Below are 23,964 nucleotides of genomic sequence, written 5' to 3'. Positions count from 1 at the left end.
CATCGGGCCAACCTGCAACCCCACCCCGGTCAAGACCTCCCGGCGCCACCCCCTGGACGCGGACCACCCAAGCTCGTGAGCTCCGGTTTTCCGCCCCGCCGGGGCGACATCGAGAACATTACGCGGCCGTCGGGGCGGCATGCAAATCGCGTGCGCCCCGACGACCGATCTGCTACTGCGGCAACGGGAGTGCGGCTGCCGCGAGCGACTTCTTGCCGCGCCGGAGCACCGCGTACCGGTCGTGCAGCAGCTGCACGTCGGCCAGGGTCGCCTCGGGGTCGGCCACCTTGACGTTGTTCACGTACGCGCCACCCTCGCCGATGGTGCGCCGCGCGCCGCTCAGGCTCGTCGCCAGGCCGGTGTCGGCGAACAGCTGGGCCACCCGCACCGTCCGGTCGGCCGGCGTGGCCGTCGGCAGCTCCTCCAGCGCCCCGCGCAGCGTCCGCTCGTCGATGCCGTCCAGGTCGGCCCCGCCGAACAGCGCCGACGAGGCCTGCTCCACGGCCACCGCGGCGGCCTCCCCGTGGACCAGCGCCGTCACCTCGTGCGCCAGCGCCCGCTGAGCCGCCCGCGCCCGGGGGTTCTCCTGCACGGCGCGCCCGAGCTCCTCGATCTCCTCGGGGCTGCGGAAGCTGAACGCCTTGAGGTAGTCGACGACCTTCGCGTCCTCGGCGTTGAGCCAGAACTGGAAGAACGCGTACGGGCTGGTCAGGTCCGGGTCCAGCCAGACGGCTCCGGACTCGGTCTTGCCGAACTTCGTCCCGTCGGCCTTCGTCAGCAGCGGCGTCGCCAGGGCGTGGACCGTCTCCTGGTCCACCCGGCGGACGAGCTCGCAGCCGGCGGTGATGTTCCCCCACTGGTCCGAGCCGCCCAGCTGCAGCGTGCAGCCGTGGAGGCGGTTCAGCTGGAGGTAGTCGTTGCTCTGCAGCAGGACGTAGGCGAACTCGGTGAAGGAGATGCCCGTCGTGGCCAGGCGCTTGCTCACGGCCTCGCGGTCCAGCATGCGGTTCACGCTGAAGTGCTTGCCCACGTCGCGCAGGAACTCGATCGTCGACATCGACTGCGTCCAGTCGAGGTTGTTGACCATCGTCGCCGCCGCCGGACCCTCGAAGTCCAGGAACGGGGCGATCTGCGCCTGCAGCCCGGTGACCCAGCCGGCGACCACCGCGGGGTCGTTCATCGTCCGCTCGGCCGACGGCCGCGGGTCCCCCACCAGGCCCGTCGCCCCGCCCACCAGGATCAGCGGGCGGTGACCGGCCCGCTGCAGGCGCCGGGCGGTGAGCACCTGCACGAGGTGACCGACGTGCAGGCTCGCGGCGGTCGGGTCGAACCCCACGTAGTAGGTGAGCGGACCCGTCGCCAGAGCCTCCCGCAGCGCGGCCTCGTCGGTGGAGTGCGCCACCAGGCCCCGCCACTGCAGTTCGTCCCAGACGTCGCTCACGACTCGTTCTCCCCTAGGTGCTCCGCGTACCGGGCGACCGTCGCCCGCCGACACGGTACGCGGACACCGTTGGGTCGTTCACGACGCGAGCGCGCCACGGGGTCGGTGCGCCCGCCCCGGCCACCCCCACCCGCGGCCCCCACGCCACGTCCGCGTCCGCCACGGGCTCCCCCGCCACGACCTCGAAGGGACCCCCCGAGCACACGTCGACGCCGTCCTGCGCCCGGTCCACGCCCAGGGCCTGCGTCAGCCGCGCCGGGCCGCGGGCCAGGTCGACGTCCTTGCGGGCCGCGACCCGGCGCGACCGGGCCAGCTCCAGGCCCTCGACGACCTCACCCGCCCGCAGCAGGACCGCCGAGGCCGTGCCCTCGGGACCGCAGACCAGGTTCACGCACCAGTGCATGCCGTAGGAGAAGTAGACGTAGGCGTGCCCGGGCTCGCCGAACATCACGCGGGTGCGGGGGGTGGGGCCGCGGAAGGCGTGCGACCCCGGGTCCTGCTGCCCGGCGTACGCCTCGACCTCGCTCAGCCGGACCCCCACGACACCCGCGGGGGTCCGGTGGCGCACGACCCGGCCCAGCAGGTCGCGCGCCACCTCCAGGACGTCCCGGTCGTAGAACGACCGGGGCAGGCTCACGGGCGCGCCCACGCCAGGTGCCTCGCGAGGGCGTCCTGGGCCGCCTCGAGCTGCTCGGCGACCCGCAGCGGGGCCGTCCCGCCGACGCCGTCGCGCGAGGACAGCGACCCCTCGGTCGAGAGCACGTCCTTGACCTCGGGGGTCAGGTGCGGGGAGATCGACGCCAGGTCCTCCACCGTCAGGTCCCACAGCTCGACGCTGCGGCCCTCGGCCGCCGAGCGCTGCTCGCAGCGGCGCACGCAGGCCCCGGAGACCTGGTGCGCCTCGCGGAACGGCACCCCCTGGCGCACGAGCCACTCCGCGACGTCGGTGGCCAGCGCGAAGCCCTGCGGGGCCAGCGCGGCCATCCGGTCGGTGTGGAAGTGCAGCGTCGCGACCATCCCCGCCACCGCCGGCAGCAGCAGCTCCAGGGTGTCGACCGCGTCGAAGACGGGTTCCTTGTCCTCCTGCAGGTCGCGGTTGTACGCCAGGGGCAGGCCCTTGAGCGTCGCGAGCAGACCCGTGAGGTCGCCGATGAGCCGGCCCGCCTTGCCGCGGGCCAGCTCCGCGACGTCGGGGTTCTTCTTCTGCGGCATGATGCTCGACCCGGTCGACCAGGCGTCGTCGAGCGTCACGAAGGAGAACTCCTTGGTCGCCCAGGCGATGACCTCCTCGGAGATCCGGGACAGGTCCACGCCGATCATCGCCGCGACGAACGCGAACTCGGCCGCGACGTCGCGCGAGGCCGTGCCGTCGATGGAATTCTCGACGCTGCGGGTGAACCCCAGCTCGTGGGCCACCGCGACCGGGTCCAGGCCCAGGGAGGAACCGGCCAGGGCCCCCGAGCCGTACGGCGAGACCGCCGCGCGGGCGTCCCAGTCCCGCAACCGCTCCACGTCGCGCAGCAGCGGCCAGGCGTGCGCCATCAGGTGGTGGCCCAGCAGGACCGGCTGGGCGTGCTGCAGGTGCGTGCGGCCCGGCATCGCCGCGCCCGGGTGCGCCGCGGCCTGGGTCAGGAGCGCCTCGACGACGTCCAGCACGAGCCCGGCGACGACCCGCGCGTGGTCGCGCAGGAACATCCGCAGCAGCGTCGCGATCTGGTCGTTGCGGGACCGGCCGGCCCGCAGCCGCCCCCCGACGTCGGCGCCGACGCGCTCCACCAGCGCGCGCTCCAGGGCCGAGTGGACGTCCTCGTCCTCGGCGGCCGGGACGAACGCGCCCGACACCACGTCGGCCTCCAGCGCGTCCAGGCCGGCCAGCAGCGCGTCCAGCGTCGCCTCGTCGAGCAGCCCCGCGGTGCGCAGCACCCGGGCGTGGGCCCGGGAACCGGCCAGGTCGTAGCGGGCGAGCCGGAAGTCGAAGTGCGTGGACTTCGACAGGGCCGCCATCGCCTCGGCCGGGCCGGTCGCGAACCGGGCACCCCACAAACCCTTCTCGCCCTGCTGGGGGGAGTTCTCGGTCATCACACGTCCACTTCGCTCTCGGGGTCGTCCTGGAGGTCGTTCTGGGGGTCCTCGGGGGTGGCGCGGCGGGCCAGGGCGAGGAACCGGGCGGCGACGGCGTCCCCGCCGAGGGGGTCGCGGGTGATCACCAGCACCGTGTCGTCGCCGGCGATGGTGCCCAGCAGCGTCGGCATCACCGAGTGGTCGACCGCGCTGGCCAGGAACTGCGCCGCCCCCGGGGGCGTGCGCAGGACGACGAGGTTCGCCGAGGCCTCGGCGCTGATGAGCAGCTCCTCGCACCAGCGGGCCAGGCGCGCGTCCAGCACCTCCTGCCCGACGCCGCGGCGCGGTGTCCGGTCACCGCCCTCGGCCGGCAGGGCGTAGACCAGGCCGCGGTCGCCGTCGCGGACCTTCACCGCGCCCAGCTCCACCAGGTCCCGCGACAGGGTGGCCTGCGTGACGGCGACCCCCTCCTCGGCGAGGTGGGCGGCCAGCTCGGTCTGCGAGCGCACCGGGAACCGGGCGAGCACGGTGGCGATCCGGTCGTGCCGGAACGCCTTCGTCCCCGCGCCGGACCCCGGTGCCAGGCTCACCGGGACTTCTCCAGCAACCAGACGAGCAGCGCCTTCTGGGCGTGCAGGCGGTTCTCCGCCTCGTCCCACACCACCGACCGCGGGCCGTCCAGGACGTCGGCGTCGATCTCCTTGCCGCGGTAGGCCGGCAGGCAGTGCAGGACGATCGCGTCGTCCTTGGCCCGCGCCAGCAGCGCGGAGGTCAGCGAGAACGGGCGGAAGCGCTCGAACTCCTGGCCCTCCTGCCCCATCGAGATCCAGGTGTCCGTCGCGACGACGTCCGCGCCGGCGACCGCCTCGAGGGGGTCGGAGGTCACCGCGACCGAACCGCCGGTGGTCGCCGCGACCGCCTGCGCCCGGGCGATGATGGCGGGGTCGGGCAGGTCCGAGGACGGGGTGCCGATCCGCACGTGCAGCCCGGCGGTCGCGCCGCCGAGGGCGTAGGAGTGGGCCATGTTATTCGCCCCGTCGCCGACGTAGGCCAGCGTCAGCCCGGCCAGCGTCCCCTTGTGCTCGGCGACCGTCTGCAGGTCGGCCAGGATCTGGCAGGGGTGGTAGTCGTCGGTGAGGGAGTTCACGACCGGCACCCGGGAGTTCGCGGCCATCTCGACGAGGTCGCTCTGGGCGAACGTGCGCCACACGATCGCCGCGGCCATGCGCTCGAGGACCCGCGCGGTGTCGGCGACCGGTTCACCGCGGCCCAGCTGCGAACCAGCCGCGTCGACCACCAGCGGCACCCCGCCGAGGTCGGCGACGCCGACGCTGAAGGACACCCGGGTCCGGGTCGAGGGCTTGTCGAACAGCAGCGCGACGGTCTGCGGTCCCGCCAGCGGCCGCTCGGCGAACCGGTCGGCCTTCAGGCGCGCGGCCAGGGCCAGGACCTCCGCCTGCTCGGCGGGGGTCAGGTCGTCGTCGGCCAGGAAGTGCCGGACGGTCACGGGGCCACCTCCGCCTGGACGGCGTCGAGGATCGCGGGCAGGGCCGCGGTGAACGTGTCGGCCTGCGCCGCGGTCAGCACCAGCGGCGGGGCCAGCCGGACGGTGTCCGGACGAGCCGCGTTGACGATGAAGCCGTTCGCCAGCGCGGCCTGCACGACCTCGCCGGCGACCGGGCGGGTCAACCCGATGCCCAGCAGCAGCCCCTCCCCGCGCACGCCCTCGACGAGCGGGTGCCCCAGGGCCTCCACCGCCGCGCGCAGGTGCGCCCCGACGGCGCGGACGTTGGCCAGCAGGCCGTCGCGCTCGATCGCGTGCAGCACCGCGAGCCCGGCCGCCGACGCCACCGGGTTGCCCCCGAACGTCGTGCCGTGCTGCCCCGCGCCCAGCAGCGTCGCGTTGCCCGGCCCGAAGGCGACGACCGCCCCGACCGGGATCCCGCCGCCCAGGCCCTTGGCCAGCGTCATCACGTCGGGGACCACGCCCTCGTGCCGGGGGTTCTGGAACGCGAACCACTCCCCCGTGCGCCCGATGCCGGTCTGGACCTCGTCCAGGACGAGCAGCGCGCCGTGCTCGGCGGTGATCCGGCGAGCACCGGCGAGGTAGCCGTCGGGGGCGGGCACGACCCCGTTCTCCCCCTGCAGGGGTTCGAGGAACACCGCGGCCGTGGCGCCGTCGACGGCCCGCCCGAGCGCGCCGAGGTCGCCGTAGGGGACGAACTCGACCCCGCCGGGCAGCGGCTCGAAGGGCGCGCGGTAGGCCTCCTTGGCGGTGAGCGCCAGCGCGCCCATCGTCCGGCCGTGGAACGCGCCGAGGGTCGAGACGACCTTGGTCCGGCCGGTGCGCCGGGCCATCTTGAACGCGGCCTCGTTGGCCTCGGCGCCGGAGTTCGCGAAGAACACCGCCGAGCCCCGCGGGGCGCCGGAGACCTCCAGCAGCCGCTCGGCCAGGGCCACCTGCGGGGCGGAGGCGAAGAAGTTCGAGACGTGCCCCAGCGTCGTCAGCTGCGCGGTCACGGCCGCGACGAGCAGCGGGTGGGCGTGACCGAGGGAGTTCGTCGCGATCCCGCCGAGCAGGTCGAGGTACTTCGTGCCCTCGGCGTCCCACACGTAGGGGCCCTCACCGCGGACCAGGACGCGCTGCGGGGTGCCGAAGGTCTGCATGACCGAATGCGCGTAGCGGTCCAGCCACGCCTGCGACGAACCGTCCGTCGCGGGCAGCGCCTCGGCCGTCCGGGCCAGTTCCACGGTTCCTCCCTGAGTGCTCACGGCACGACCATCGTGCCGTTGCCGGACGTCGTGAAGACCTCCAGCAGGACCGAGTGCGCCTGCCGGCCGTCGATGACGGTGGCGCGGGGGACGCCGCCGCGCACCGCGCGCAGGCAGGCCTCCATCTTGGGCACCATCCCCGACTCCAGGGACGGCAGCAGCTCGGCGAGGTCGTCGGCCCCGATCTCCCGCACGAGGGAGTCGGTGTTCGGCCAGTCGCGGTACAGCCCGGCGACGTCGGTCATGACGACGAACTTCTGCGCGCCCAGGGCCACGGCGATGGCCGACGCCGCGGTGTCGGCGTTCACGTTGAGGACCCGGCCGTGGACGGGGTTCCCGTCGTCGTCGACCTCGGGCGCGACGGTCGAGATGACGGGGATGCGCCCGGCGTCCAGGAGGTCCACCACGGCCCGGGGGTCGACCCCCACGACGTCGCCGACGAGGCCGACGTCGACGAGTTCGCCGTCGACGACGGCCCCGCGCCGGGTGGCGCGCAGCAGACCGGCGTCCTCACCGGACAGGCCGACCGCGAGGGGGCCGTGGGCGTTGAGCAGACCGACCAGCTCGCGGCCGACCTGACCCGTGAGCACCATCCGGACGACGTCCATCGTCTCGGGGGTGGTGACCCGCAGACCGCCGCGGAACTCGCTGCGGATGTCGAGCTTGCGCAGCATCGTGGAGATCTGCGGGCCGCCGCCGTGGACGACGACGGGCCGCAGCCCGGCGGTGCGCAGGAACACGACGTCCTCGGCGAAGGCGCGCTTGAGCTCGTCGTCGACCATGGCGTTGCCGCCGTACTTGAGCACGACGAGGGCGCCGTGCCACTTCTGCAGCCACGGCAAGGCCTCGACGAGGACGCTGGCCTTGTCCTGGGCGCTGAGCTCGGCGAGTTCGCTCACGAGGAGTACGCGCTGTTCTCGTGGACGTAGGCGTGGGTCAGGTCGTTCGTCCACACCGTGGCCGTCTCGTCCCCCGCCTTGAGGTCGATGCGGACGCGGACCTCGCGGGGGCCCAGGTCGACCTGCGCCGGGTCGGCGTGCGGGGTCCCGTCGACGCAGACCGGGACGCCGTTCAGGCTCACGTCGAGCGTCTGCGGGTCGAAGCGCGCCGACGTCGTCCCCACCGCGGCCATGACGCGGCCCCAGTTCGGGTCCTTGCCGAAGACGGCGGCCTTGAACAGGTTGTTGCGGGCGACGGAGCGGGCGACCTCGACGGCCTCGGCCTCGGTGGCCGCCCCGACGACCTCGATCGCGATGTCGTGGTCGGCGCCCTCGGCGTCGCCGACGAGCATGCGGGCCAGCTCGGCGCACACCCGCCGGACGACCTCGTCGAAGGCCGCCGGGTCGGGGGTGACGCCGCCGGCGCCGGAGGCCATGAGCACCACGGTGTCGTTGGTGGACATGCACCCGTCGGAGTCGACGCGGTCGAAGGTGGTGCGGGTCGCGGCCCGCAGCGCCCGGTCGAGGTCGGCGGCCCCCACGACGGCGTCGGTGGTCAGGACGACGAGCATCGTGGCCAGGCCGGGGGCCAGCATGCCCGCGCCCTTGGCCATGCCGCCGACGACGAAGCCGTCGCCGCTGCCGATGGCCTGCTTCGAGACGGTGTCCGTCGTCATGATCGCCGTCGCGGCGGCCGTCCCGCCCTCGGTCGACAGGGCCGCGGAGGCCGCGCGCACGCCCTCGAGCACCGCCTCGCGCGGCAGTTCCACGCCGATGAGCCCGGTGGAGCACACGACGACGTCGGCGGCGCCGGACCCGGTGAGCTCACCGACGAGCTCGGCGGTGGCGTGGGTGGTCTGGAAACCCTGCGGGCCGGTGAAGCAGTTGGCGCCGCCGGAGTTCAGGACGACGGCCTTGACGTGGCCGTCGGCGCTGGCGCGCTCGCTCCACAGCACCGGGTGCGCCTTGCACCGGTTGGAGGTGTAGACCGCCGCGGCCGCGTCCAGCGGACCGTCGTTGACCACGAGGGCGAGGTCGGGCCGGCCGGAGGCCTTCAGCCCCGCGGTCACCCCCGCCGCCCGGAAACCTGCTGCTGCCGTCACGCTCACGGGGCGACTCCCACTGCGGTCAGACCGGCGCCCTCGGGCAGGCCGAGGGCGATGTTGACGGACTGCACGGCACCGCCGGCGGTCCCCTTGACGAGGTTGTCGATGGCCGCGACGACCAGGACCCGGCCGGTGTGCTCGTCGACGGCGACCTGCAGGGCGCAGGCGTTCGCGCCGAGCACCTGGGCCGTGGAGGGCCACTGCCCCTCGGGCAGCAGGTGGACGAAGGGCTCAGCGGCGTAGGCGCGTTCCCAGGCCGCGCGCACGTCGTCGGCGCGGGCCCCCGCGGCCAGCCGCGCGGTGCAGGTGGCGAGGATCCCCCGCGACATCGGGGCCAGGGTCGGGGTGAACGACACCGTGACGCCGGACCCGCCCGCGAGGGTGAGGTTCTGCTCGATCTCCGGGGTGTGCCGGTGACCGCCGCCGACGCCGTACGGGCTCATGGACCCCATGACCTCCGACCCCAGCAGGTGGGGCTTGAGGGCCTTGCCGGCGCCGGAGGTGCCCGAGGCGGCCACCACCACGACGTCCGCCGGGTCGAGCAGGCCGGCCGTGAAGCCGGGGGCGAGCGCGAGGCTCACCGCGGTCGGGTAGCAGCCCGGGACGGCGATGCGCCGCGCCCCGGCGAGCCGGTCGCGCTGGGAGCCGCCGCCGGCCAGGGGCAGCTCCGGCAGGCCGTAGGGCCAGGACCCGGCGTGCTCGCCGCCGTAGAACCGCTCCCACGCGGCGGGGTCGGTCAGCCGGTGGTCGGCCCCGAGGTCCACGACCACGACGTCCTCGCCGAGCTGGGCCGCCACGGCCGCCGAGGTGCCGTGCGGCAGGCCCAGGAAGACGACGTCGTGGCCGGCGAGGACCTCCGGCGTCGTGGGCTGCAGGACGCGGTCGGCCAGCGGCAGCAGGTGCGGCTGCAGCTCGCCGAGGCGGCTGCCGGCGTTGGAGGCACCGGTGAGGGCGCCGATCTCGACGTGCGGGTGGTTCAGCAGCACGCGCAGGACCTCGCCACCGGCGTAGCCGCTGGCCCCTGCGACGGCGACCTTCAGCCGCTTCCCGGGTTCCATGTGCATGAACATACACGCAACGGTCTAGTCATGCATGGAGGGGTCAGGCGATCGGGTCGTCCGGACCGTACGGCGCGACCACCAGCCGGCGGGCCGTCGGGGTGAGCGCGGGAGCCGCGGCCCGCAGGGAGGCCGGCGTGTCCGCCCCCACCCGCAGGAACCGGCCCGACCACGCGTCCAGCTCCCCGCTCGCGATCGCCAGCACCATGGCCACGACCTCCTCCGGGTCCGTCCAGTCCGTGCGGTCGGCGTGCTGGCGCATGCCCGACGACATCGCCGTGCGGACCACCCCGGGCGACAGCTCGAACGCCAGGACGCCGTGCTCGGCCCCCGCGGCCGCGATCGCCCCGCCGAGGCGGAACAGCGCCGCCTTGCTCGCCGCGTACGCCGCGTACGTCCCGCCGTCCTTCGACGCCGCCCCCGAGCTCAGGTCCACCACCCGGCCCGCCCCCCGCGCCACCATCCCCGGCAGCACGGCCCGCGCGACGTGGAACGGCCCCAGCACGTTGGCCTCCAGCACCGCCCTGACCTGGGCGAGGTCCGCCTCCCACGGCGGGACCTCCCGGGCCTCGATGCGGCCCGCGGACTGCACCAGCAGGTCGAAACCGCCCAGCTCCAGCTCCAGCGCGTGCACCCCCGCGGCCACCGCCGCGGCGTCGGTGACGTCGAACGCGGTGGCCACCGCCCGGCCGCCGTCGGAGGTGATCTCCTCGACCAGCTCGTCCAGCTCCCGGGCGTTGCGGGCCGTCACCGCCACCGTGAACCCCGCCCGCGCCAGCCCCAGCGCCACCGCACGGCCGATGCCCCGGCTCGCGCCGGTCACCAGCGCGCGCACGGGCTGGACCCGCAGCGGACCCGACACCGGCTCAGACACGCTGGGTGGCCCCCGTCCGCTCCGCGGCGACCGCCACCGCGGCGTCCCGGGCCGCGCTCGCCTCCTCGGCCGTCAACGTGCGGTCCGGCGCCCGGAAGCGCAGCGCGAAGGCCAGCGACCTGCGCCCCGCCCCGACCTGCTCACCGGTGTAGACGTCGAACAGCCGCACGTCCTCCAGCAGCGGGCCCGCCCCCTCCCGCAGCGCCGCCTCCACCGCGGCCGCGGGCGTCGCCGCGTCCACCACGAGCGCGACGTCCTGGGTGGCCGCCGGCAACGGCGACAGCGACGCGACCTGCGGCGTCGCCCCCACCTGCGCCAGCAGCACGTCCAGGTCCAGCTCGAACGCCACCGCCCGGGCGGGCAGCTCCAGGGCCGCGACCGCGCCGGGGTGCAGCTCCCCGGCGTAGCCGACGGTGTGCCCCTGGCCGGTCACGACCCGCGCCCCGCGCCCGGGGTGCCAGGGCGCGTGCTCGACCGCCTCCACCGCCACCTCGACCCCGACGGCCGCGGCGACCGTGCGCGCCGCCTCCACCGCGTCGGCCCAGCTCACCGGTTCCCCGGCGCGGGCGAACCCGTCGCCGAGCGCCCCCGGACGGCGCCGGACCCCGGTCAGGACGCCCGCCACGTGCAGCGGCTGGGCCGGGACCGCCTCGCGCAGGCGGGCCAGGTCCTCCTCGTCCGGGCGGGCCTCGACCCCCAGGACCGGCGCCGGCGCCGCCCCCGGGCTCGGGTGCGTCACCGACCCCACCTCCACCACGGCCAGGTCCCGCAGACCGCGCGAGACGTTGCGCCGCACCGTCTCCACCAGCGAGTCCAGCAGGCTCGTCCGCATCAGCGGCTGCTGCTCCGACATCGGGTTCGCCAGCCGCAGCGCCCGGCGGCGGGGGTCGTCCGCCGGCAGCTGCTGCGCGTCGAACACCGACTCCGCCACGAACGGGTAGCTCAGGACCTCCACGAACCCCTCGTCCGCGAGCGCCCGGGCCACCGACCGGCGGGCCCGCTGCGCGGACGTCAGGCCCGTCCCGGCGGGAGCCGGCGGCAGCACCGAGGGGATCGCGTCGTACCCGGCGACGCGGGCGACCTCCTCCACCAGGTGCACCCGGCCGACGAGGTCGGGACGCCACGTCGGGGGCACGACCGTCAGGACCGGACCCTCCACGGTCACCGCGCACCCGATCTGCGTGAGGATCGAGACGATCTCGTCGGCGGCGTACCGGACGCCGACGACGCGCTCGGGGAACCCGGCGTCCATGGTGATGGGCTGCGGCGCAGCCGGTTCCCCGACGTCGGTGGCCCCGGGATCGGGGGTGCCGCCGCCGTGCTCGACCAGCAGGCGCACCGCCAGCTCCACGGCGCGGTCGCAGATCGCCGGGTCCGTGCCCCGCTCGAAGCGCTTGGCCGCCTCCGAGGGCAGCCGGTGCCGGCGCGCCGTGCGCGCGACGCTGACCTGCGCGAAGTGCGCCGCCTCCAGCAGCACCGCCCGGGTGCCGTCGGTGACCTCGCTGGCCTGCCCGCCCATGACCCCGGCCAGGCTCAGCACCCGCGACGTCGACGGGTCGCCGGGGACCTCGTCGGTGATGAGCAGGTCCTCGGGGTGCAGGGTGCGCTCGACGCCGTCGAGCGTCGTCAGCGTCTCCCCCGCCCGGGCCCGCCGCACGACGACCTCGCCCTGCAGCGCGTCCAGGTCGTAGGCGTGCAGCGGCTGGCCCGTCGCGAGCATCACGTAGTTCGTCACGTCGACGGCCAGCGAGATCGGCCGCATCCCGGCCTGCCGCAGGCGGTCGGCGACGAACCGCGGCGAGGGGCGGGTGGGGTCCACCCCGCGCACGACGCGCGCGACGAACCGGTCGCAGCCCACCGCGCCGCGCAGCGGGGCGTCGTCCTCCAGCCGCACGGGGAAACCGGGCCCGGCCGGCAGCGGCACCTCGACGTCGACGGGGTCGCGCAGGACGTCCTCGACGGGACGGCGGGTGCCGTGGGCGTACTCGCGGGCGATGCCGCGGATGCTGAAGCAGTACCCGCGGTCGGGGGTGACGTTGACCTCGACGGTCTCCTCGGCCAGGCCGAGCAGTTCCAGCGCGTCCTGCCCCGGGGTCACCTCCACCCCGGGCAGGAACTGCGACAGGACGATGATCCCGTCGTGGTCGTCGCCGAGGCCGAGCTCCCTCGAGGAGCAGATCATGCCGTCGGAGACGTGGCCGTACGTCTTGCGCGCGGCGATGCCGAACCCCCCGGGCAGCTCGGCCCCGGGCAGCGCGACGACGACCAGGTCGCCCTCGACGAAGTTGTGCGCGCCGCAGACGATGCCGCGCGAGCCGTCCGCGTCGTTGTGCTCCGGGCCCACGTCGACGTGGGTCCAGTTGATCGTCTTGCCGTTCTTCTGCGGTTCCCCCACCAGGTCCAGGACGCGGCCGACGACCACCGGGCCGGTGATGCCGGCGGTGTGCACGCCCTCCTCCTCCAGGCCCACCCGGACCAGGGAGGCGGCGACGTCGGCGCCGCGGGCCCCCGGTTCCAGGTCGACGTGCTCGGCGAGCCAGCTCAACGGGACGCGCATCAGAGCCCGCCCTCCCGCACCGTCGCCACGCCGGAGGCCGAGAGGTCCTCCACCCCGAACACCCGGCTGAACCGCACGTCACCCTCCACCACGTCGCGCATGTCCGTCACCCCGTTGCGGAACATCAGCGTCCGCTCGATCCCCATCCCGAACGCGAAGCCCTGGTAGCGGTCGGGGTCGATCCCCGCCGCCCGCAGGACGTTCGGGTTGACCATGCCGCAGCCGCCCCACTCGATCCAGCCGCGCTCGGCGTCGCGGCCCAGGGAGAACCGCAGGTCCAGCTCGGCGCTGGGCTCGGTGAACGGGAAGAACGCCGGGCGCCAGCGGGTCTGGACGGCGTCGCCGAACATGGCCCGCGCGAAGTGGTCGAGCGTCCCCTTGAGGTTGGCCATCGTCAGGCCCTCGTCGATCGCGATGCCCTCGAGCTGGTGGAACACCGGCGTGTGGGTCGCGTCGAGCTCGTCGGTGCGGAACACCTTGCCCGGGCAGACGACGTACAGCGGGACCCCGCGGTTCAGCAGCGACCGGGCCTGCACCGGGGAGGTGTGCGTGCGCAGCACCAGCCCCGAACCCGGGCCGCCCTGCTCGTCGGCGACGAAGAACGTGTCCTGCATCTGCCGCGCCGGGTGGTCGGCGTCGAAGTTCAGCGCGTCGAAGTTGAACCACTCGGCCTCGACCTCGGGCCCCTCGGCGACCTCCCAGCCCATCGCGGTGAACACGTCCGCGACCCGCTCGACCAGCAGCGGGATGGGGTGGCGGGCGCCCCGCTCGGCGCGGGCGGCCGGGACGGTGACGTCGACCACCTCCTCGCGCAGCACCCGCTCGGTGTGCTCGGCCTCGAGCACCTCGGTGCGCGCGGCGACCGCGGCGTTCAGGCGGCCGCGGGCCTGGCCCACGCGCTTGCCGGCGGCGGCCTTCTCGGGCCCGGGCAGCGTCCCGATGGCGCGGTTGGCCAGGGCCAGGGGGCTGCGGTCACCGGCGTGCGCCAGGCGGGCGGCCTTGAGCTCGTCGAGGTCGGCGGCCGCGGCCACCGCGGCCAGGGCGGCGTCGAGGGCGGCCTGCACGCTCGCCTCGTCCACCGCGCCCTCGGGCACGTCGGGCTGGTCGGACATCGGGGTGCGCACTCCTCGGGACGGGCGGATCGGGTCGTTGACCCGATCCTCCCAGACAGCCGGCCCCGGCCGCCCGCGAGCCTCAGGCCACCGGCGCCGGTTCGCCCGCGGGCAGCCGCACGGTGAAGCGGGCGCCCCCGGCCGGGGCGGTGTCGACGTCCACGTCGCCGCCGTGCGCCTCCACCAGGCCGCGCGTGACGTACAGGCCCAGGCCGGTCCCGCTGCGGGCGCCGCCGTGCCAGAACTTCGAGAAGACGTACGGCCGGTTCTCGTCCGGGACGCCCTCGCCGCCGTCGTCGACGGTCAGGACCACCCACCCGTCCACGGCGGCGACCGCCACCTCCACGGTCCCCGCGCCGTGGCGCACCGCGTTGTCCACGAGGTTGGTCACGACCTGGGCCATCCGGTCGGGGTCGGCCCACAGCTCGGGCAGGTCCGGGGCCACCGTCAGCACGAACCGCTCGTCGTCGTACCCGGCCATCCGCAGCCGGTCGACGTGCTCGCGCACCAGCGCGGCCAGGTCCATGGGCCGCCGGTGCACCGTCAACCGGCCCGCGTCGACGCGGGCGACGTCGAGCAGGTCCCCGACCAGGCGGCTGACGCGGTCGGCGTCGGCCTGCACCGTGCTCAGCATGAGGCGCTTCTGCTCGTCGGTGAACCGGTCCCACCGGCGCAGCAGGCTGGCGGTGAACTGCTTCACCGACGTCAGCGGGGAACGGAGCTCGTGGGCCACGGTCGCGATGAGGCTGGTGGTGTCGGTCTCGGCGCGGCGGCGCTCGTCGGGGGTGCGCAGCGCCAGGACGGCGCGCAGCAGCCGGCCGGTCCCGTCGCGGTGGAAGCGCGCGGTCACCAGCAGCTCGGTGCCGCCGGGCAGCAGCAGCAGCCGCTCGGGGTGGCCGTCCTCGGTGACCCCGCTGGGGCGGCGGCCGGCGTCGCGCAGGACGTCCCACCAGCGGCGCCCGGAGGTGTCCTGCAGCGGCAGGGCCCGCCGCAGGGGCGTGCCGACGAGCTCGGCGCGGGGCCGGCCCAGCAGCCGCTCGGCCACCTGGTTCAGGTCGGTGATGGACCCGTCGCCGGCGACCACGACGACACCGTCGGGAAGGTCGTCCAACCGGAGCTCGGGCACCACGAGGGGACGGGCCGACGACGCGGCCCCGGCGCTCCCCCTCGCCTCGGGCACGCTGTGACACTAAGGCATCGGGGACGGCCCACCACCGCGGGGACCGCTCAGGCCGGTGCGGCGGGGTGCGCGCCGCGGTGCGCGCGGGCGCTGGCGTAGAGGCACACCACGGCCGCGGTGGCCAGGTTCAGGCTCTCGGCCCGCCCGTGCAGCGGGACCCGCACCACCGCGTCGGCCAGGGACCGGCCCCGGTCGTCCAGGCCGGCGGCCTCGTTGCCGAACACCCACGCCGTGCGGCGGCGCAGGTCGACGTCCCGCACCGTCCCGCGCGCCGCCTCGTCGGCCAGGTCGTCGAGGTCGCGGTCCCCCCGGCCGTCGGCGGCCAGGACGGTGGAACCGCTGCGCTGCAACGCCGTCACGGCGTCGGCGAGGGGGACGCCGACGACGACGGGCAGGTGGAACAGGCTGCCGGCGGTCGACCGGACGCACTTGGGGTTGAAGACGTCGACGCTGCCGGCGGTCAGGACGACGGCGTCGGCACCGGCGGCGTCGGCGGCGCGCAGGACCGTCCCGGCGTTGCCCGGGTCGCGGACGCGGTCCAGGACGGCGACCAGGCGCGGCTGGGCGGCGAGGACGTCCTCGAGGTCGGTCGTCGTCGCGGGGCAGACCGCGACGAGCCCCTGCGGGGTGACCGTGTCGCTCATCGCGGCGAGGACCTCGTCGGTGACGGTCCACACCCTGGGGGCCCCGGCGACGATCCCGGGGTACCGCTCGGCGGCGTCCGCGGTGACGTACAGCTCCAGCGCCGCCCCGGCCGCGACGGCCTCGCGCACGGCCTGCGGGCCCTCGGCGAGGAACCGCCCGTGGCGCTGACGCGCCGAACGCCCGGTCAGCGCGTGCACGGACCTCACCCGCTCCGCTCGGGGGTTCGAGAGGACGGGGACGTCGGTGTGCGGCACTGCCGGGCGTTCTGCGTCGGGGTCCGGCGGATCAGGCCGCGGAGCCCTCGGGGGCCGCGGTCGCCGGGACGGCGGCCTTGGCCGTCTTCACCAGCGCCGAGAAGGCGGCCGGGTCGGACACGGCGAGCTCGGCCAGCATGCGACGGTCGACCTCGATCTCAGCGGCCTTCAGGCCCTGGATGAAGCGGTTGTAGGTCATGCCCTCGGCGCGGGCCGCGGCGTTGATGCGCTGGATCCACAGGCGACGGAAGTCGCCCTTGCGGGCCTTGCGGTCGCGGTACGCGTAGACGAGGGAGTGGGTGACCTGCTCCTTCGCCTTGCGGTACAGGCGCGAGCGCTGGCCGCGGTAGCCGCTGGCCTGCTCGAGGACGGTGCGACGCTTCTTCTGGGCGTTGACTGCGCGCTTCACGCGTGCCACGGGGTACTCCTAGTCAGTCGGTCGCGGGCTGCGGCGGGACCGGAGGGGTCGCGCGCCCGCTGGTTGTCGGTGAGCACCGGTCCGGGTGGACCGGCCGCGGATCAGATGCCGAGGAGCTTCTTGATCTTCTTGGCGTCCGCGGGCGACACGACCGCGTCGACCGAGAGGCGACGGGTGCGCTTGCTCGGCTTCACCTCGAGCAGGTGGCGCTTGTTGGCGCGCTCACGCATGACCTTGCCGGAGCCGGTGGTGCGGAACCGCTTCTTGGCGCCGGAGTGGGTCTTGTTCTTGGGCACGTCTTCTCCTGTGTTCGGTGCCGGGGGGTGGACCCCGGCCTGGTCTGGCGAACGGCCCGCGGGAGCGTGCCTCCCGCGGGCCGTGTCAGGTGGGCGTCAGGACGCCGTGGCGGCCGTCTCGTCGGACGAGGCGGCGACCGGGGCCTCCGCGGCCGGGGCGTCGTCGGCCGGCTGCGCGGCCTCGGCGTCCTTGCGGCGGCGTTCCTCGGCCTTGGCCTCGGCCTTCTTCTTGTGCGGCCCGATGACCATCACCATGTTGCGGCCGTCCTGGCGCGGCGAGCTCTCGACGCTGCCCAGGTCCGCCACGTCCTCCGCGAGGCGCTGCAGCAGCCGGAAGCCCATCTCGGGCCGCGACTGCTCACGCCCGCGGAACATGATCATGACCTTGACCTTGTCCCCGGCCTTGAGGAACCGCTCGACGTGGCCCTTCTTGGTGCCGTAGTCGTGCGGGTCGATCTTCAGACGGAACCTGATCTCCTTGAGGATCGTGTTCGTCTGGTTCTTGCGGGCTTCGCGGGCCTTCATGTCGGACTCGTACTTGAACTTGCCGAAGTCCATGAGCTTGCAGACCGGCGGCCGCGCCGTCGGAGCGACCTCGACGAGGTCGAGGCCTGCTTCGTCCGCCAGCCGCAGCGCGTCCTCGACGCGCACGATGCCGACCTGTTCGCCGTTGGGGCCCACGAGCCGCACCTCGGGAACACGGATGCGGTCGTTGATGCGGGGCTCGCTGATGTGCTGCTCCTTCGTCGTCGTGTGGGGCCGCCGGACACGAGGAAGGCCCCCGTGCACGGACGCGCTGCGGGGGCCACCAGATCCGACGGCGCACCCACCACGCCTCGACCACGAGGGACGAGCGCGACGAGGGACGCCGCTGCGGCCCTCCGGGGAGGACCGCGGACCAGGACCCGCGGCGCCGTGAGCACCGGGGTGGGAGGAGGCCTCCGCTTCGCGTGCCGGCCCCACGGACCACCGGTCCCCCGGTGGTGTTCCGCGGGGATCGGCTGACGTGTGCCGGTCGGTCGCCTGCAAGAGTATCAGCATGCAGTCACAGAGCACCCCCGACGGCGACGGCGCCGGTTCCCCGGCCGACGGGTTCGCCCGCGACATCGCCGACGTCCCCGCCGCCGAGATCGTCACCACCACCGCCGTCCACCTCATGAGCGCCGCCGCCGTCAAGTGCGGGCTGGCCGAGGGGCCGGACGCCGAGGACCACCTGGACCTGGCCGAGGCCCGGATCCTCATCACCGCGCTGGCCGGTCTCGTGGTCACCTCCGCCCCCGACATCGGCGGGCAGCACGCCCGCTCCCTGCGCGACGGCCTGCGCTCGCTGCAGCTGGCCTTCCGCGAGGCCTCGGCGGTCCCGGACGAACCGGGCAAGGGCCCCGGCGAGCGCCTCACGGGAAGCGTGGTCTGAGGCGCGTCCGCCGGGCGAGCCCGGCGGTCACCGCCCCGGCGACCAGGCCGAGCGCACCCACGACCAGGAAGGGGGCGCCGGTCCCGCCGGCGTCGCTGACGGCTCCGGCCAGCGGCGCACCGGCGGCGGCGCCGACGGTCGTCGCGGCCGCGTGCCAGCCCATCGCCCGCCCGCGCACCGACTCGTGGACGCCGTGGGCGACCAGGTCGACGGTGGCGCTGATGACCGGCGCGCAGAACAGCCCCGCCACGAAGGCCCCGAGCGCCAGCGCCAGCGGTCCGTGCAGCACCGTCAGGGGCACCGTGGCCGCCCCGAGGCAGGCCACCAGCAGCCACGGCGGCACCGCGCGGGGCAGCACCCCGTGCACGAGCCCGCCGACGACCGACCCGGCGGCCCAGACCGCCAGCACCAGCCCCGTCCAGCCGACCGCCCCCTCCTCGCGCAACCGCGCGACGATGCCGATGTCGGTGGCCGACAGGACCAGGTCGGCGGCGAACGCGCACGCCATCGCCAGCAGCAGGGCCGACGTCCAGACCCCGTGCCCGCCCCGGCTCGCCGCGCCGCGGTGCTCGACGTCGGCGGGGGCGCTGCGCAGCGGCGGGTCCAGGGCGAACAGCGCCGCGGCCGCGACGACCTGGGCGGCGCCCACCACCAGCATGGCCGTCGTCGTGGAGGACCCCAGGGCGATCGCCGTCCCGGCCGCGGGACCGACCATGTACGAGAACTCGACGAGCACGGCGTCCAGGGAGAACGCCGTGCGGCGGCGCTCGGGCGGGACGACCACCGCCAGCGACTGGCGCACGACCGTGAACACCGGCGGACCGAGCGCACCGGCGACGAACGAGACCGCGAGCAGCCCCGCGTACGGCAGGAACGGCGCGATCGACCAGCAGGCGGCCTGGGCCAGCACCGTCGGGACCAGCGCCCGCCGCAACCCGTAGCGGTCCACGACCCAGCCGCGCCACGGCGAGCTGACCGCGGTGCCGACGGTCGCGGCCGCACCGACCAGACCGGCCGGGCCGTAGCCCAGCCCCAGGGTCTGCACGACGTGCAGCACGCAGACGATGCCGGCCATGAACAGCGGGACCCGCCCCAGGGAGCCGACGAGCTCGAGGAGGACGACGCCGCGCACCGACAGGACGTCGCGGTAGGGGCGGAACGCCCGGGCGAGAGCGGTGGCGCGGCCGGGGACGGCGGGAGGCACGGCGAGCACTCTGGCAGGCCCCGGCGCCCCGTCCGCCCGGTGCCCGCCCCGCTGCGCGGGGTGCGGCGCCGAGGTGGTCTGATGTACCCCGCAAACCTTGAACCCGCAAGCACCTGGAGGTACCACGTGGCGACCAACGACCTCGGCCTGCTCGCCCTGCGTCTCGGGATCGGCGGCACGCTGATCGCGCACGGCGCGCAGAAGCTCTTCGGCGCCTTCGGCGGCGGCGGCCTGGAGGGCACCGCCGGCGCGATGCACGCCATGGGCTTCCGCCCCGGCAAGCGCAACGCCGTCCTGGCCGGCGCCTCCGAGGCCGGTGGCGGCGCCCTGCTCGCCCTCGGCCTGGCCACCCCCGTCGGCGGCGCCTCGGCGGCCGCGGCGATGGCGGCGGCCTCGTTCGTGCACAAGCCCAACGGGTTCTTCGCCACCTCCGGCGGCTTCGAGTACCCGGCCGTGCTGGGCCTGGCCTCGGTGGCGCTGGCCGTCGGCGGCCCGGGGCGCCTCAGCCTCGACGCGGCCACCGGGCACGTCTTCAACAAGCGCTGGACGACGGTGCTCGCCCTGACCGCGGCCGGGATCGGCGCCTACACCACGATCAAGGCGCGCGAGCAGACCGTGGCGGCGGAGTCGGCCGAGGGCTGAGGCCCCACCGCCCGGGTCGTCGTCCGGCGGGCGACGACCCGGGCCCGCGGGGTCAGGCGGGCAGGACCTGGAACTCCAGGGACTCGGCCCGCTCGGCGACGACGCCGGAGGCCAGCCGCTCCCCCACGACCCGCAGCAGCTCGTCCAGCCTCGGTCGGTCCAGCCCCGGGGTGACCCCCAGCACGACCCGCAGCTCCGCACCGCGGCCGGGCTCGCAGCGGGTCCCCCGCACGGCCGGCAGGTCGGCCACGGCGTCGGCGACCGCGGCGGCCACCGTCGCGTCCAGCGCGGCGGGGATCCACTCCCCACCCCGCGCCAGGGTCCAGAACGCGCTGCGGCGCACCACGAAGCGCACCGGCCCTGCCGGGTCGAGCACGAGCACGTCGCACTCCTCCTGCACCCCCGACAGGGCCGCCTGCTCGGCCGGGACCGGGACGGGGCGGGCGTCAGCGCGCCAGGCCGACAGCGCCGCGAGGTCGGTGAACAGCGGCAGCCCCCGCCGCCCGTCGGGCTGGGTCAGCAGCGCCAGCGCCATGTCGGCGCTCTTGTCGCCGCCGTCGGCGCCGACCTCACCCAGCTCGGCCACGACGGGGGCGAAGACCCGGCTGCCGGCCAGCGCCGCGACGACCGCGCGCTCGGCGCGCACCCGCTCCACGGCGTCCCCACCGGTGCCCGCCCAGGCCTCCAGCGCCCGCGCCAGCGGCCCGGACCGGGACCCGTCGTCGGCGGCGAAGGCGTTGGGCGCCAGGGTGCGCCCGGCCCACGGCACCCCCGCGGAGTCCGTGCGGCGCGGGTCGTGGCCCTCCTCGTGCCCGGCGCGGTGCTCGGTCAGGGCCGACCCGCCACGTCGAGCGCTTCGGGCAGGGTGAACGCGCCCGCGTACAGGGCCTTGCCCACGATCGCGCCCTCGACGCCGGTGTCGACCAGGTCGCGCAGCACGCGCAGGTCCTCCAGGCTCGAGATCCCCCCGGAGGCCACCACGGGAGCCGACGTCCGCGAGCAGACCTCGCGCAGCAGGTCGACGTTCGGGCCGCGCAGGGTGCCGTCCTTGGTGACGTCGGTGACGACGTAGCGCGAGCAGCCGTCGGCGTCCAGGCGCGCCAGGACCTCCCACAGGTCCCCGCCCTCGCGGGTCCAGCCCCGCGCGGCGAGGGTCGTGCCGCGCACGTCGAGACCGACCGCGATGCGGTCGCCGTGCCGGGCGATGGCCGCGCGCGTCCACTCCGGGTCCTCCAGGGCGGCGGTCCCCAGGTTCACGCGCCGGCACCCGGTCGCCAGCGCGGCCTCCAGGGACGCGTCGTCGCGGATGCCGCCGGACAGCTCCACGGCGACGTCGAGCCGGCCCACGACCTCGGCGAGCAGCTCGCGGTTCGACCCGCGGCCGAAGGCGGCGTCGAGGTCGACGAGGTGCACCCACTCCGCCCCGGCCTCCTGCCACGCCAGGGCCGCCTCGAGCGGGGCGCCGTAGAAGGTCTCGCTGCCGGCCTCGCCCTGGACGAGCCGGACGGCCTGGCCGTCGGCGACGTCGACCGCCGGGAGCAGTTCGAGGCGCCGGGGGGTGGGGGTGTTCTCGCTGGTCACGGGGGGCGAGTCTACGAGGGTCCGGTGGTGCCGGGGCACCACCGGACCGGGCCCCTCAGGCCAGGGAGCCCACCCAGTTGCGCAGCAGCTGCGCCCCCGCGTCACCGGACTTCTCCGGGTGGAACTGGGTCGCCGACAGCGCGCCGTTCTCCACGGCCGCGACGAAGCGCGTGCCGTGCTCGGCCCACGTCAGCTGCGGCAGCGGGACCCGGCCGTCGGTGGTGTCGACCATCTCGAAGCGCTGCACCGCGTAGGAGTGCACGAAGTAGAACCGCTCGTCCTCGATCCCGGCGAACAGCGTCGAGCCCGCGGGCGGTTCGACGGTCGACCACCCCATGTGCGGGACGACCTCGGCGGGCAGCCGCTCCACCGTGCCCGGCCACTGGCCCAGCCCGTCGGGCAGCCCCTCACCGGGTTCGGTGGACGTCTCGAACATGACCTGCAACCCCACGCAGATCCCCAGGACCGGGCGGCCGCCGGCCAGCCGCCGGTCGACGATGGAGTCCCCGCCGATGGCCTTCAGCCCCGCGTTGACGGCGGCGAAGGCCCCCACCCCGGGCACGAGCAGGCCGTCGGCCTCCAGAGCCCGCTTGCGGTCGGCGGTGAGCTCGACGTCGGCGCCGACGCGCTCCAGGGCGCGCACCGCGGACCGGACGTTGCCGAACCCGTAGTCCAGGACGACGACGCTGCGGCTCACAGCGCGCCCTTGGTGGAGGGGATGCCCTGCACGCGCGGGTCCGGCTCGACGGCGTAGCGCAGCGCGCGGGCCAGCGCCTTGAACTGCGCCTCCACGACGTGGTGCGGGTCCCGGCCGGCCAGCACCCGCACGTGCAGGCAGATCTGGGCGTGGAAGGCGAAGCTCTCCAGCACGTGCCGGGTCAGGGAACCGGTGAAGTGACCCCCGATGAGGTGGAACTCCTGCCCGGCCGGTTCGCCCTCGTGGACGCAGTACGGCCGGCCCGAGACGTCCACGACGACGTGCGCCAGCGCCTCGTCCAGCGGGACGGTCGCGTCGGCGAAGCGGCGGATGCCGGCCTTGTCCCCCAGCGCCTGCCGGAACGCCTGGCCCAGGACGATGGCGGTGTCCTCGACGGTGTGGTGGACGTCGATGTGGGTGTCGCCGGTCGCGCGGACGGTGAGGTCCATGAGCGAGTGCTTGCCCAGGGCCGTGAGCATGTGGTCGTAGAACGGCACGCTCGTGTCGATCCGCGTCTGCCCCGACCCGTCGAGGTCGAGCTCGACGAGGACGCTGGACTCGCTGGTGCTGCGCTCGATCCGCGCGGTACGGCTCACTTCTCGTCCACCACTTCCTGGAGTGCCGATCGGAACTTCTGCATCTCGTCGGCCGTGCCGACGGTCACCCGCAGCCAGCCGGCCGGGCCGGTCTCGCGGATGAGGACACCGCGGTCCAGCAACCCCTGCCAGACCGCGTGCCGGTCCTCGAACCGTCCGAACAGGACGAAGTTCGCGTCCGATTCCGCGACGTCGAAACCGCTGCCGCGCAACCACTGGACGGTCTCGTCGCGCCGGGTGCGGAGCTCGTCGACGGTCGAGAGCAGGGCCGCGGAGTGCTTGAGCGCGGCGCGGGCGGTCGCCTGGGTGACGGCGGACAGGTGGTACGGCAGGCGCACGATCCGCAGCGCGTCGACGAACGCCCGCGAGGCCGCGAGGTACCCGACGCGGGCACCGGCCAGGGAGAACGCCTTGCTCATGGTGCGGCTGACGGCGAGGTTGCCGTACCGGGGCAGCAGCTCCAGCGCGCTGGGGGTGCCGGCGCGGCGGAACTCCCCGTAGGCCTCGTCGACGACCACGACGGCGTTCCCGGCGGCCTGCAGCACCGCCTCGACGGTCTCCAGCGGCAGCGCGGTCCCCGTCGGGTTGTTCGGGCTCGTCAGGAGCACCACCGAGGGGCGGTGGAGGCGGACCTGCTCGCGGGCGTGGTCGACGTCGACCGTGAAGTCGTCCTCGCGCCGCCCCGTCACCCAGGTGGTGAGGGTGTCGCGGGCGTACTCGGGGTACATCGAGTAGGTGGGGGCGAAGCTCAGCGCGGTCCGGCCCGGGCCGCCGAAGGCCTGCAGGACGTGCAGCATGACCTCGTTGGACCCGTTGGCCGCCCAGACCTGCTCGGGGGCGAGGTCGGCGCCGGACTCGGTGCGCAGGAACGCGGCGAGGTCGGCGCGCAGGTCGAGGAACTCGCGGTCGGGGTAGCGGTTCAGCCCGGTCGCGGCCTCCGCGACGGCGGCGGCGATGTCGGCGACGACCTCGGGGGCGACCGGGTACGGGTTCTCGTTGACGTTCAGCACGACCGGGACGTGCAGCTGGGGAGCGCCGTAGGGGTGCTCGCCGCGCAGGTCCTCGCGCAGCGGCAGGTCGGCCAGCGTGGTCGTCTCGGTCACGGGGGCAAGTCTCCC

At 75.2% G+C, this 23,964-nt stretch carries 25 protein-coding genes; 2 read left to right on the top strand and 23 right to left on the bottom strand.

Annotated elements, in window-relative coordinates; translation table 11 throughout:
- Positions 1–172: 172 nt before the first annotated feature.
- The 17 genes from tyrS to infC form a co-directional block, all read right to left on the bottom strand.
- Positions 173–1,441, bottom strand: a complete 1,269-nt coding sequence (tyrS, locus tag ACRYM6_RS19545) for a tyrosine--tRNA ligase (protein ID WP_432544554.1) — start codon at positions 1,439–1,441, stop codon at positions 173–175.
- 13 nt (positions 1,442–1,454) lie between these two features.
- Positions 1,455–2,078 (bottom strand): DNA-3-methyladenine glycosylase, encoded by a 624-nt coding sequence (locus tag ACRYM6_RS19540; RefSeq protein WP_432544553.1) that lies wholly within the window; start codon positions 2,076–2,078, stop codon positions 1,455–1,457.
- Positions 2,075–3,520 (bottom strand): argininosuccinate lyase, encoded by a 1,446-nt coding sequence (gene argH, locus ACRYM6_RS19535; protein ID WP_432544552.1) that lies wholly within the window; start codon positions 3,518–3,520, stop codon positions 2,075–2,077. Before argH ends, ACRYM6_RS19540 begins: the two co-directional genes overlap by 4 nt.
- Positions 3,520–4,092, bottom strand: a complete 573-nt coding sequence (locus ACRYM6_RS19530; protein WP_432544551.1) for an arginine repressor — start codon at positions 4,090–4,092, stop codon at positions 3,520–3,522. The genes argH and ACRYM6_RS19530 overlap by 1 nt, the downstream gene beginning before the upstream one ends.
- Entirely contained in the window at positions 4,089–5,009 is a 921-nt protein-coding gene (gene argF / locus ACRYM6_RS19525; protein ID WP_432544550.1) for an ornithine carbamoyltransferase, read from the bottom strand. Before argF ends, ACRYM6_RS19530 begins: the two co-directional genes overlap by 4 nt.
- On the bottom strand, positions 5,006–6,274 hold the full coding sequence (locus ACRYM6_RS19520; protein WP_432544549.1) for an acetylornithine transaminase: 1,269 nt from the start codon (positions 6,272–6,274) through the stop codon (positions 5,006–5,008). Before ACRYM6_RS19520 ends, argF begins: the two co-directional genes overlap by 4 nt.
- The gene (argB, locus tag ACRYM6_RS19515; protein WP_432544548.1) at positions 6,271–7,173 is read right to left on the bottom strand and encodes an acetylglutamate kinase; all 903 of its coding nucleotides are present in this window, start codon (positions 7,171–7,173) and stop codon (positions 6,271–6,273) included. Before argB ends, ACRYM6_RS19520 begins: the two co-directional genes overlap by 4 nt.
- Complete coding sequence (gene argJ / locus ACRYM6_RS19510; protein ID WP_432544547.1) at positions 7,170–8,321, bottom strand: bifunctional glutamate N-acetyltransferase/amino-acid acetyltransferase ArgJ; 1,152 nt, start codon at positions 8,319–8,321, stop codon at positions 7,170–7,172. The genes argB and argJ overlap by 4 nt, the downstream gene beginning before the upstream one ends.
- Positions 8,318–9,376, bottom strand: a complete 1,059-nt coding sequence (argC, locus tag ACRYM6_RS19505) for an N-acetyl-gamma-glutamyl-phosphate reductase (protein ID WP_432544546.1) — start codon at positions 9,374–9,376, stop codon at positions 8,318–8,320. Before argC ends, argJ begins: the two co-directional genes overlap by 4 nt.
- A 43-nt stretch (positions 9,377–9,419) precedes the next feature.
- Complete coding sequence (locus ACRYM6_RS19500; RefSeq protein ID WP_432544545.1) at positions 9,420–10,238, bottom strand: SDR family NAD(P)-dependent oxidoreductase; 819 nt, start codon at positions 10,236–10,238, stop codon at positions 9,420–9,422.
- Between the two features lie 4 nt (positions 10,239–10,242).
- Positions 10,243–12,807: a phenylalanine--tRNA ligase subunit beta gene (gene pheT, locus ACRYM6_RS19495; protein WP_432544544.1), complete on the bottom strand. Its 2,565-nt coding sequence runs from the start codon at positions 12,805–12,807 to the stop codon at positions 10,243–10,245.
- Positions 12,807–13,919 (bottom strand): phenylalanine--tRNA ligase subunit alpha, encoded by a 1,113-nt coding sequence (gene pheS / locus ACRYM6_RS19490; RefSeq protein WP_432544543.1) that lies wholly within the window; start codon positions 13,917–13,919, stop codon positions 12,807–12,809. The genes pheT and pheS overlap by 1 nt, the downstream gene beginning before the upstream one ends.
- A gap of 82 nt (positions 13,920–14,001) precedes the next feature.
- Entirely contained in the window at positions 14,002–15,099 is a 1,098-nt protein-coding gene (locus ACRYM6_RS19485; protein ID WP_432544542.1) for a sensor histidine kinase, read from the bottom strand.
- Between the two features lie 47 nt (positions 15,100–15,146).
- A complete protein-coding gene (locus ACRYM6_RS19480) occupies positions 15,147–15,998 on the bottom strand; it encodes a TrmH family RNA methyltransferase (protein ID WP_432544541.1) in 852 nt (283 codons plus the stop codon).
- A 31-nt stretch (positions 15,999–16,029) separates the two neighbouring features.
- Positions 16,030–16,416 (bottom strand): 50S ribosomal protein L20, encoded by a 387-nt coding sequence (rplT, locus tag ACRYM6_RS19475; RefSeq protein WP_432544540.1) that lies wholly within the window; start codon positions 16,414–16,416, stop codon positions 16,030–16,032.
- 101 nt (positions 16,417–16,517) lie between these two features.
- On the bottom strand, positions 16,518–16,712 hold the full coding sequence (gene rpmI, locus ACRYM6_RS19470; RefSeq protein ID WP_432511998.1) for a 50S ribosomal protein L35: 195 nt from the start codon (positions 16,710–16,712) through the stop codon (positions 16,518–16,520).
- 96 nt (positions 16,713–16,808) lie between these two features.
- Positions 16,809–17,444, bottom strand: coding sequence for a translation initiation factor IF-3 (infC, locus tag ACRYM6_RS19465; protein ID WP_432544558.1), 636 nt, complete (start codon positions 17,442–17,444; stop codon positions 16,809–16,811).
- A gap of 307 nt (positions 17,445–17,751) precedes the next feature.
- Between infC and ACRYM6_RS19460 the strand changes: the two genes are divergently transcribed.
- Complete coding sequence (locus tag ACRYM6_RS19460; protein ID WP_432544539.1) at positions 17,752–18,126, top strand: DUF1844 domain-containing protein; 375 nt, start codon at positions 17,752–17,754, stop codon at positions 18,124–18,126.
- On the opposite strand, the gene ACRYM6_RS19455 is transcribed toward ACRYM6_RS19460, so the two are convergent.
- Positions 18,107–19,330, bottom strand: coding sequence for an MFS transporter (locus tag ACRYM6_RS19455; RefSeq protein WP_432544538.1), 1,224 nt, complete (start codon positions 19,328–19,330; stop codon positions 18,107–18,109). The two genes, ACRYM6_RS19460 and ACRYM6_RS19455, sit on opposite strands and share 20 nt — an antisense overlap.
- Before the next feature lie 126 nt (positions 19,331–19,456).
- Between ACRYM6_RS19455 and ACRYM6_RS19450 the strand changes: the two genes are divergently transcribed.
- The gene (locus tag ACRYM6_RS19450) at positions 19,457–19,972 is read left to right on the top strand and encodes a DoxX family protein (protein ID WP_432544537.1); all 516 of its coding nucleotides are present in this window, start codon (positions 19,457–19,459) and stop codon (positions 19,970–19,972) included.
- A gap of 52 nt (positions 19,973–20,024) precedes the next feature.
- On the opposite strand, the gene ACRYM6_RS19445 is transcribed toward ACRYM6_RS19450, so the two are convergent.
- From ACRYM6_RS19445 to ACRYM6_RS19425, 5 genes are read right to left on the bottom strand one after another with little or no spacing between them, the layout of a single operon-like run.
- The gene (locus tag ACRYM6_RS19445) at positions 20,025–20,741 is read right to left on the bottom strand and encodes an SseB family protein (protein WP_432544536.1); all 717 of its coding nucleotides are present in this window, start codon (positions 20,739–20,741) and stop codon (positions 20,025–20,027) included.
- Positions 20,742–20,800: 59 nt separating this feature from the next.
- The gene (gene priA, locus ACRYM6_RS19440; protein WP_432544535.1) at positions 20,801–21,553 is read right to left on the bottom strand and encodes a bifunctional 1-(5-phosphoribosyl)-5-((5-phosphoribosylamino)methylideneamino)imidazole-4-carboxamide isomerase/phosphoribosylanthranilate isomerase PriA; all 753 of its coding nucleotides are present in this window, start codon (positions 21,551–21,553) and stop codon (positions 20,801–20,803) included.
- 55 nt (positions 21,554–21,608) lie between these two features.
- Positions 21,609–22,250 carry an imidazole glycerol phosphate synthase subunit HisH gene (hisH, locus tag ACRYM6_RS19435; protein ID WP_432544534.1) on the bottom strand — a complete coding sequence of 214 codons (642 nt, stop codon included), beginning with the start codon at positions 22,248–22,250 and terminating at the stop codon, positions 21,609–21,611.
- The gene (hisB, locus tag ACRYM6_RS19430; protein WP_432544533.1) at positions 22,247–22,846 is read right to left on the bottom strand and encodes an imidazoleglycerol-phosphate dehydratase HisB; all 600 of its coding nucleotides are present in this window, start codon (positions 22,844–22,846) and stop codon (positions 22,247–22,249) included. The genes hisH and hisB overlap by 4 nt, the downstream gene beginning before the upstream one ends.
- A complete protein-coding gene (locus tag ACRYM6_RS19425) occupies positions 22,843–23,949 on the bottom strand; it encodes a histidinol-phosphate transaminase (RefSeq protein WP_432544532.1) in 1,107 nt (368 codons plus the stop codon). Before ACRYM6_RS19425 ends, hisB begins: the two co-directional genes overlap by 4 nt.
- Positions 23,950–23,964 lie beyond the last annotated feature (15 nt).

The sequence above is a fragment of the Kineococcus rugosus genome (assembly GCF_050871975.1).
Taxonomy (GTDB): Bacteria; Actinomycetota; Actinomycetes; order Actinomycetales; family Kineococcaceae; genus Kineococcus.
Note: the sequence above shows the minus strand (reverse complement) of the source record. Positions and strands in the feature narration are given on the sequence as shown.

Bases quoted from the DNA above. Each gene is read 5' to 3' on its own strand.
- argH (WP_432544552.1), bottom strand. From the start codon at position 3,520: ATGACCGAGAACTCCCCCCAGCAGGGCGAGAAGGGTTTGTGGGGTGCC.
- pheS (WP_432544543.1), bottom strand. From the start codon at position 13,919: ATGTCCGACCAGCCCGACGTGCCCGAGGGCGCGGTGGACGAGGCGAGC.
- pheT (WP_432544544.1), bottom strand. From the start codon at position 12,807: ATGCGCGTCCCGTTGAGCTGGCTCGCCGAGCACGTCGACCTGGAACCG.
- ACRYM6_RS19460 (WP_432544539.1), top strand. From the start codon at position 17,752: ATGCAGTCACAGAGCACCCCCGACGGCGACGGCGCCGGTTCCCCGGCC.
- argC (WP_432544546.1), bottom strand. From the start codon at position 9,376: ATGGAACCCGGGAAGCGGCTGAAGGTCGCCGTCGCAGGGGCCAGCGGC.